Source organism: Chryseobacterium sp. SIMBA_029 (assembly GCF_046535275.1).
In the GTDB taxonomy this organism is placed as follows: domain Bacteria; phylum Bacteroidota; class Bacteroidia; order Flavobacteriales; family Weeksellaceae; genus Chryseobacterium.
Map to the genome: position 1 here is coordinate 1 of NZ_JAWRXA010000112.1, position 348 is coordinate 348.

Annotated in this window: 1 protein-coding gene; it reads right to left on the bottom strand. The window is 62.1% G+C overall.

Features of this window, described 5'->3' with window-relative positions:
- Positions 1 to 348, bottom strand: a 348-nt coding sequence (locus tag SB679_RS23435) for a hypothetical protein (RefSeq protein WP_410704678.1), incomplete at both ends; no start/stop codon positions are given.

Genomic DNA, 348 nt, shown 5'->3' on the forward strand with positions numbered 1-348 from the left:
GCAGCACGAACTTGCGTGCCTTGTAGCCGGGCGGCGATACGTCCGGTACGCTCGAACGGCGGTCAATGCGGTGTTGTTTGATGGCGTCCGGCAGCCGTTCCACTTCGTCGGCGGCAACGAAAAAGAGCAGGTTGTAGCGGTACCACGGCTCGATGCGCGTATCCGCCGCAATTAGCGGCCGTACGAAATCGAACAGCTGGTAGCCGTGGCGCGCGAACAGGTCGCGCCAGAATTCGTAGCGCTGCTCGTTGATGTGGTTTTCGCCGCCCTGGCCGGGCACGGCGGCAGAAAACAGCACGTGTTTGCCATGCCGGACGAGATTGTCGACGAGTACCTCGCTGGATGCCT